Here is an 8,500-nt window from a genome sequence, read left to right as displayed (position 1 = left end):
TTGATCTTCGGGGAGTCGATTTCAGCGGGGCCGATCTTACGCTCGCCCGACTTGAGGGAGCTGATCTCACCGGAGCTGATCTTACGGGGGCCAATTTGTTCCTCGTGCGCCTCGACGGAGCAAATCTGACCGACGCCAAACTGGATGGCGCCGATGTCAGAAAGGCCTCGTTTAAAGGGGCCAAGCTTCAGGGGACTCTTCTCCAAAAAACGGCAGAGGGACCCGGCGGCGGTGGGAGCAAATTGTTTGGTACCCTTCTGATTGCGGGGGCTTTGGCCTATGCCCAAACCTCAAGGGCGGATACGGTTGTTAAAAATCCGCCGGTTTCGTGGTCGGAGAGGGAGGCAGGTCCAGCCTTCCTTGATCCGGTCATCGCAAGCGGGATGAACAGAAATCCCCTTGCAACAGGGTTGGGACTTTATTCGGGCGGTATGGCCACCCCTTGGTGCAGTCCTTTGGCCCCGTTAGTGAATCTTTCCGTCCTGCCCGCCTCAATCTCCGCCGCCGCGATGGCTTTTAGTCCGGTTGCCGTCCCGGTTGGCGGCGTCCCGGCTTTTGCGCCCGTTCCGGTTTTCCTCTAAACAGGGGGCGTTTGAAGAACTCGGCCGCAAGCGGCCGAGATTCTTCAATTCATCACTCCGTAAAAGGGGATCCCAATTAAATGCCTTAAACCCCGTCCAAGGTATATCTGCCGCGGGCGGGATATTTTTTGCTCGGGATCCAACAGAAACTCGCGCCACTGGGCCAGCCACCCGGAGACACGGGCCACGGCAAAAAGGACGGTGAACATCTCGGTGGGAATGCCGATGGCTTCGTAGATGAGGCCGCTGTAAAAATCGACATTGGGATAGAGCTTGCGTTTGATGAAGTAATTGTCCTCCAGCGCGATGCGTTCGAGCTCGAGGGCGATATCAAGCAACGGGTTTATTCCCGTGACCTCAAACACCTTCGTGGCTGTGTCCTTGATGACCTTGGCGCGGGGGTCGTAGTTTTTGTAAACACGGTGTCCAAAACCCATCAGCCTTTCTTCGCCGTCCTTAACGTGCCGGATGTGTTCGGCGACCTTGTCCTTGGAGCCGATTTTCTTCAGCATCTTGAGCACCGCCTCATTGGCGCCGCCGTGACGGGGGCCGAAGAGGGCCGCCGCCGCCCCGGCCGCCGCCGCAAAGGGATCGGCATGGGAGGAACCAATCACCCGCATGGCGGTGGTGGAGCAGTTTTGCTCGTGGTCGGCATGGAGGGTAAAGAGAACATCGAGCGCCTTCTCGATGACCGGATGGGGCTTGTATTTTTTATTCCCCTCCTGAAAAAGCATGGCGAGAAAATTCCCCGTGTAGCTCATTTCAGGGTCGGGTTCAACCGGGGGGAGATCCCGGTTGTGCCGAAGGGCCCAGGCGGCCAAGGTCGGGGCCTTGGCAATCAGCCGGACAATCTGGAGCTGTCGTCCCTCGACGTCGGTGACGTTGCGCGCCCCGGGGTTCAGACACGACAAGGCGGCGATGGCGGAAATCAGCATCGGCATGGGGTGCGAACTCCTTGGCAACGCCCGCATCATATGGTTGATGGCCGCGTTGACCCGGAGATGCCCTTTGATTTCCTCCTCCCATTCGGCGAACTGCTCGCGGTTGGGGAGTTCCCCATAAATGATCAGGTAGGCCACTTCGAGGTAGCTCTTTTTTTGAGCCAGCTCTTCAATCGGGTAGCCGCGATAAAGGAGGATCCCTTTTTCGCCGTCAATAAAGGTGATACTGCTCTTGCATGAGGTGGTGTTTAAAAAGGCGGGGTCATAACTGTAAAGCCCGCGGTCGTTCTCGTCGACCCTGATTCGTTTGAGATCCACGGCCCAGATGGAACGGTGTTCGACAGGAAGCTCGTATTTTTTCCCGGTGCGGTTGTCGACAACGGTCAGAAACTGTTTGTGTTGGGTGGGCATTAGACTTGGGGCCCTTTCGGCCCGTTTGTTGCTACTCGCATTGATTTATTTCGGGCCTCAAACCCGCCTGCCAATCCGGCGGGCAGGTGGCCCCAAACCCCGCGCGAACCACGGGGCAAGCCCGATGGTTCGCTTAGAGGCGCCTTTCTATTTCAATCTGCTGGTGCTGACAAGGAATTTCGGAATTTAATGGGGGGGCTGGGGGAGTTGATTTTTTTAATTCCATCCATTGCAAATGTCCGCCTAAGGTCTTACATTCTCTTTATCCGTGGCCAAAGACTACTATCAGATTCTCGGCATATCCAAAGGGGCCGGCGAGGAGGAGATCCGCAAGGCCTTTAAAAAGCTGGCCCGTAAATACCATCCCGACGTCAACCCCGGCGACAAAAAGGCCGAGGAGCGCTTCAAGGAAATTTCCGAGGCCAATGAGGTTCTTTCAAATCCCGAGAAGCGGAAAAAATATGACGCCTTCGGCACCGCCGATTTCGAGGGGTTTCCCGGAGGGGGCGCCGGAGGATGGCGCACTTATACCTATAATCCATTCGAAGGAGGGGGCGGCAAATACGGAGCGGGTATCGACCTCGACGATCTGGGGGATATCTTCGGCGACCTCTTTGGCGGCCTTGGTGGGGTTGGCGGGGCCGCCCGCAGACGGCGCGGTTTTACGGCTGATTTCGGCACGGCCAACCGGACGCGAAAGGGGAAGGATCTTTACTTTTCGCTTGACCTTGATTTTACTGATGCGGCGAAGGGATGCGAAAAAACGATCCGTCTGGGGAGCGGCGTATCCTTCAAGGTGAAAATTCCCGCGGGGATTACGGATGGCCAGAAAATCCGGCTGGCCGGAAAGGGAGAACCGGGAGTGGCCGGGGGCGAGGCGGGCGATTTATACATCGAACCGCGCATCATCGCACATCCCTGGTTCCGCCGGAGCGGAAACGATATCGAGGTCGATCTTCCGCTCAATCTCTCGGAAGCCTTGTCGGGAGGAAAGGTCAAGGCGCCGACCATCGACGGCATGGTGGAGGTGAAGATTCCGGCGGGGGCGCAGAGCGGCCAAAAGATGCGGCTTAAGGGAAAAGGGGCGCTCGACCGCAAGACCGGCTCCCGCGGCGATCAGTATCTGGTTCTTCAGGTTCATCTTCCCGAAGGCCTCGATCAAAGGTCAAAAGAAGAACTGTTGAAAGCCGTTAAGGGGAAGGAAGCCGATCCCCGGAAAAAACTGTGGGGCTAGGGGGAGAATTTCAAATGTCAAAGTTCAAATGTCAAAGGAAACCCAAAAAAATAATTTCAAAAAAATGCTCGTCGTTTGTTTTTTTGACCTTCCTTTGGAATTTGACATTTGACATTTCATGAAAGGAACTTCCATGGAGCAAAAAAGATTCACCCTTTCGGATATCGCGAGGGAGCTTGACCTTCCGGTCGAGCGTTTGAAGGAGTGGATCGGAATTGAGCTGGTCGTCCCATCCAAAGACGGCAAGGCCGAATTTTTTGTGGAAGAGGACCTCGAGCGCTTTCGCGTCATCCGCAACCTGATCGACGATCTCGAGGTGAACATCGAAGGGGTGGAGGTCATCCTCCGCATGCGCGACCGGACGATCGGGATGGAAAAATTCCTCCGCAAGGTTTTTGCCCTGCTTGAAAAAAACGGGCTTTTGGATGACGCCCTGATTGAAGAATTCAAAAAACTCGGATAAAATAGTCCTCAATGCCGAAGGCGCGCCACGACCATCAAGAACAGACAAGCAGGGCCAAAAAGGCCATTGCCCGCGACATGCTCGAACGCTACACCGGCAGTCCGCTTAAGGCCTTTCGGAAACAGATCATCCTCACCAACTTCGACTATTATCTTCAGCGCTTTAAAATAAGGGGTAAAACAAAATTCTTTTCGGGGTCGGTCATGCAGGTCTGCCACAGCGCCGGGCTGGATGTTTCTCTTGTCGACTTTTCCATCGGGTCTCCCACGGCGGCGCTGATCATGGAGCTTTTGGCCGGTGTTGCGCCCAAGGCGGTCTTGTTTTTGGGCCTGTGCGGCGGGCTCCACCGGTCGCTGAAGGTGGGGGATTTTATCCTCCCGATCGCGGCGATCCGGGACGAGGGGGCGTCGCGTCACTTCATGCCCCCCCAGGTGCCCGCCCTGCCGACCTTTAAAGTCCAGAAATTTATCAGCCAGATTCTGGTGGAAAATGGGCTCGACTACCGGACAGGGGTGGTTCACACCACGGACTACCGTTTTTGGGAATTCGACAAGAGGTTCAAGTATCAACTTTACTCGGAACGCGCGATCGGCATCGACATGGAATGCGCGGCCCTGTTTGTTTCGGGTTTTGCCAGCCGGGTGGCCATTGGGGCCCTGCTTCTTGTCTCGGATCTCCCGTTAAAACAGAAAGGGATCAAGACGAAAAAATCGGCCTCAAAGGTTTTTCGCCGCTTTACCGACATTCATCTGGAGGTCGGCGTGAAGGCGATGAGCGAGATCGCCGGGCGCGGCGAGCATATCCGGCACTACCGCTGGTAGCTGTTCGATGAAGGCTTGCATTTTTGCCGGTGAATATGTCAGAAGCTTCCAACCATGGCCAAATCAGCCACCGCCGCCATCACCTCCGCCTCCAGCGCCGAATATTTTTCCAAAAACCTCCAGCAGGTCGGTTTTTCGTCCTACACCAAGGCGATTCTCACCACCATCAAAGAGGCGGTGGATAATGCGCTGGATGCCTGCGAAGAGGCGGGGGTTCTTCCGGAAGTATCGGTCGTCGTTGAGCGTCTGGGGGAGGCGCATGCGAAGGGGGCCGACCGGATAAAAATTCGGGTGGAAGACAACGGCCCGGGACTTCCGTTAGATGACATCGTCAAAGTCTTTGGCGAATATCTCGCCAGTTCCAAGTTTGGCCGGGGACGCTGTACCCGCGGCCAGCAGGGGATCGGCATTTCGGCGGTCACCACCTGGGCCCAGCTCACCAACGCGCGCGGGGTCACCGTCATCACCAAGACCGAAAAGATGCGTCAGGCGGTCAAGTGCATCGTCGAAGTCGACATCAAGCACAACAAAGGAGTCATGAAGGAGAAAGAGTCGGTTGACTGGGACCGGCCGCATGGCCTTTCGTGCGAATTTATCGTCGATGCCCGGATTCAACTGGCCGGTGAAGGGGGCCTGCTCGCTTATCTGAATGGCACAACGCTGGTCAATCCGCACCTGGCGCTCAAGTACAAGATTCTCGATCAGGGTTGGGTGGAAGTTCCGCGGGTTTCGGAAGAGGTTCCGGAAATTCCCGTTGCGACCGAACCGCACCCGCACACGATGAAATTGGGGGAATTTATCGCCCACTCCCATCTTTTTGGCCGGGTAAAAGTCGGCGCCTGGATCAAAAAAGGCTTTTCGCGTGTTTCGGATGGAACGTTGACGGAACTGGTGCGTGAAAAGGCGGTATCGAAAGGGCTTCTTGAAAAAAGCGTCGATGCGGCAACGGAGGAAGATTTTAAAAAGGTTTTTTCAGGCCTTCAAAAAGCCAAATTGATGGCCCCGTCGACGAAAAGTGTTCTTTCCATCGGCGAATCGGGGCTGGCCAAGAGCATCCAGAGGATCGGGAATGTCGATTTTTTCTCCGTCATTTCCCGCAAACCGGCCATCTGCGATTTCAAACCGGTGCTGGTGGAGGTGGCGATCGCTCGCATGGCCGACCGGGGGGCGGGGGCCGAGGAACAAACGGCCACTCTCCTGCGTTTTGCCAACCGGGTGCCGCTTCAGTTCGACAAATCGGCCTGCGCCATGACAAAGGCGGCGGAATCGGTCAACTGGCGGACCTACGGCCTCAATCAGCCGAAGGATAGTCTGCCGCTCGGGCCCTATATTATTGCGGTCAGCACGGTTTCGCCGTTCATCAAATTCAAGAATGCGTCCAAGGAAACGGTGGACGCCAGCGACGAGCTGGTGGAAGAATTGCGCCGTGCGTTGATTCAGGCGGGACAGAAACTTTCGAAACATATCCGTCGCGAAGAGAAAGAGGCGGACCTTGAACAAAAGCGCCGGCACATCGAGCAATTCGGCCCGATTTTGGTCGACGGTTGTTGTCGGATCGTCAAAGCCAAAAAAGAGCGTCGTCAAAAGGCGCTGGAAGGTTTGGCCAAGCTTTTGGGGCGCGAGGCGCATTTGGCGGAAAAGGAATTGAAGGAAGCGGAGGTTCATGCCGAGGCGGCCCTGCAGGAATTACAGGAGGTGACCGGCATTTTGCCGTCTTCCGAATCGGAGCTTGCGGCGAAACCCGCCTTTGCTAAAGCTACGGCGGGCAAGCAGTTGTCTTTGGAAGGAATGGAAGAAAAAGAAGAGTCAAAAAAATTTAAAAAAGCGGCCAAGTCCAAGGGAAAAAAGAAGGGTGGAAGAAGATGAGCGGGAGAATCGATATCAAAGGAATCTCGGTCGAAATGTGCGAGCGCCTCCTGCGCGACCTCGAACGCGCCAAACGGCCTACCCTCGAGGCGACCAAGTGCACGCTCGACAACGCGGAATACAACCCAAAAGTCGGCTATCTTACCCCCGGCAACAAAAAGGTCATCACCGAATTAAACGTCAGTTCCGTCCAAAAAATGTCGCGGGCGATTTTTATTTTGGAGCTCTTGCTCCGCAACCTGGAGGTTGGGGCGACCAACACCAAGCGTGAAATCTACTATATCTCGAAGGGCGAGGTGAAACACAACCCGGCGCTCAAACCGCTCGATTTTACCGACCAGAATGAAAGCGACGAGATCATCGATTTCATCTGCGAGATGCTCGAGTGCTACCGCGAGGATGTGAACTGTTTTGCCAACGACCGCGGCGGCCAGACCTACAGCCAGCAATTGGTGGTTGTTGAGACGATGCCCGACGGATCCAAGGCGACCATCGATCTTTCCAAACTGGGAACAGCGCCGTTTCAGCCCAAAAACCGGCCGCAGGATCTGAAATTGAAGGCAAGAAAGAAGATCGATTTTTGCCTGATTGTTGAATCGGAGGGCACCGCCAATACGCTGGTCAACAGCGGTTTCACGCGGCGTCATCCCTGTATTCTCCTCGGCGCGCAGGGGGTTCCTTCAAATGCCGTTCGTGGATGGACCAAACTGATCCAGGATCAGCTGGATATTCCCTGTTATTTCTTCGGCGATCTCGACGCCTACACGATGCAGAATATTTTCCGGACGCTGAAGGCCGGTTCTGCCGGAAGCCTTATCCGCAATTCCGATTTTTCGGCGCCGGAGGTCAGGTTTCTGGGGGTATTGCCCGAGGATATCAAAAGGTACGATCTCCCCGATTACGCTGTAAGGGAAAACGATGTCTCGGAGAGCCGAGCGCTCAAAAAGGCGCGCGATGCGCTGGACAACGACCCTTTTTTCAAGGACAAAAAGAACAAAGGGGTATCCGACATCCTGAACTGGCTGTTCGGTGAATCCCCGCGATCCCCTCATGCCCGAGAAGATCATCATGGAGAAGATCAAAAACAAGAATTTTGTGTGATTGGCCGCATCGAAAAACCGAGCCAAAAGCCCAAACCATCGGCTAAATATATTAAGCAATTTAATATTGCATAATGCACAATATTAAATTGCAATATATGTGATAATCTGTTAAAATTATTTTTATGAAAATGGATAAAAATCAACTACTTAAATTTCTTAATGCCTTGGGTGCAGTGTATGAGCAATTAGGTGGAACGCCGATTGATCTGGGTATCTGTGGAGGTGCCGCCCTTATCTTAACCGGCATGATCGATCGCACGACGAAAGATATCGACACTCTTTTTCCGGTTCCTTGGCCCCCTCTCTTGACTGAGGCAGTTCAAATTGTGGCTAGAAACTATGGCCTTTCCGAGAAATGGATCAATTCGGGGCCCGATCAGATTACAACCATGGGGCTTCCAGGGGGGTTTAAAGAACGTGCCGAGATTTCGAAATTTGGCAGGTCTCTCACCGTTTATTTTGCCTCCCGCCGCGATCAGATTTTTTTCAAGGTCTATGCCTCTGCCGATCGGGGAGGCTATCATGTGGAAGATCTGTTGGCTTTAAAACCCACGCAGGACGAGATGTTTCTTGCGGGCAAGTGGTGTCGAACGCATGATCCGTCGGACGGATTCAAGCAGATACTCATCAGCATGTTTGCGCAATTGGGCTATGGTGAAGTTACAAAAAAAGTATAACCAGATCCTTTTTCTCCACATTGGGGATATTATCCGGGCTCAATGGAACCGAATCGGTTTCAACGGAACCGGCGGCGTCAATCATTATTCGGTTGATATCGAATCCGCACTAATGGTCTCCGGATACGGAGCGCGGTTGAATGGACGGCTTTACGAGGGAATATGGGGGTGGCTTAAACGTTACGGTTCTTTGGTGAATGCTGAGAGGCTTTCCACACTTATCCGCGATGCAAACGACGAATGGGCGTCCCGATTTTTGGGAGGGCTTTTGGAGAAGATTGATTCTCTCCAATGGAGAGGGGTTATTGAAAAATGCAAAAAAAGCCGGTCCACTTCGTGGAAAGAGACCCCCTTGTTGATCCATGCCCCTGCAGGAAAATGGCGTGTCCGAGATTCTGTGCTC

Annotated in this window: 8 protein-coding genes and 1 pseudogene; 8 read left to right on the top strand and 1 reads right to left on the bottom strand. The window is 54.3% G+C overall.

Annotated features, from left to right (window positions below; all coding sequences use genetic code 11):
* Positions 1-581 (top strand): pentapeptide repeat-containing protein (locus tag HYU99_08060; GenBank protein MBI2340300.1); only part of this gene is annotated, 581 nt, incomplete at its 5' end.
* A 44-nt stretch (positions 582-625) separates the two neighbouring features.
* Here HYU99_08060 and HYU99_08055 read toward each other — a convergent pair.
* Positions 626-1,933, bottom strand: coding sequence for a citrate synthase (locus HYU99_08055; protein MBI2340299.1), 1,308 nt, complete (start codon positions 1,931-1,933; stop codon positions 626-628).
* 268 nt (positions 1,934-2,201) lie between these two features.
* Between HYU99_08055 and HYU99_08050 the strand changes: the two genes are divergently transcribed.
* The 7 genes and pseudogenes from HYU99_08050 to HYU99_08020 all read left to right on the top strand — a co-directional run.
* Positions 2,202-3,167: a DnaJ domain-containing protein gene (locus HYU99_08050; protein MBI2340298.1), complete on the top strand. Its 966-nt coding sequence runs from the start codon at positions 2,202-2,204 to the stop codon at positions 3,165-3,167.
* Between the two features lie 118 nt (positions 3,168-3,285).
* Complete coding sequence (locus HYU99_08045) at positions 3,286-3,630, top strand: MerR family transcriptional regulator (GenBank protein MBI2340297.1); 345 nt, start codon at positions 3,286-3,288, stop codon at positions 3,628-3,630.
* Positions 3,631-3,641: 11 nt separating this feature from the next.
* Positions 3,642-4,451: an AMP nucleosidase gene (locus HYU99_08040; protein MBI2340296.1), complete on the top strand. Its 810-nt coding sequence runs from the start codon at positions 3,642-3,644 to the stop codon at positions 4,449-4,451.
* Between the two features lie 54 nt (positions 4,452-4,505).
* Positions 4,506-6,317 carry a DNA topoisomerase VI subunit B gene (locus tag HYU99_08035; protein ID MBI2340295.1) on the top strand — a complete coding sequence of 604 codons (1,812 nt, stop codon included), beginning with the start codon at positions 4,506-4,508 and terminating at the stop codon, positions 6,315-6,317.
* Positions 6,314-7,418, top strand: a pseudogene (locus tag HYU99_08030) (DNA topoisomerase VI). Before HYU99_08035 ends, HYU99_08030 begins: the two are co-directional and overlap by 4 nt.
* Before the next feature lie 124 nt (positions 7,419-7,542).
* Positions 7,543-8,097: a hypothetical protein gene (locus HYU99_08025; GenBank protein MBI2340294.1), complete on the top strand. Its 555-nt coding sequence runs from the start codon at positions 7,543-7,545 to the stop codon at positions 8,095-8,097.
* Positions 8,072-8,500 (top strand): hypothetical protein (locus HYU99_08020; GenBank protein MBI2340293.1); only part of this gene is annotated, 429 nt, incomplete at its 3' end. The genes HYU99_08025 and HYU99_08020, both read left to right, overlap by 26 nt.

This window comes from Deltaproteobacteria bacterium (assembly GCA_016183175.1).
Classification (GTDB): Bacteria; UBA10199; UBA10199; order UBA10199; family SBBF01; genus JACPFC01.
This window is presented reverse-complemented; position numbering and strand designations above follow the sequence as displayed.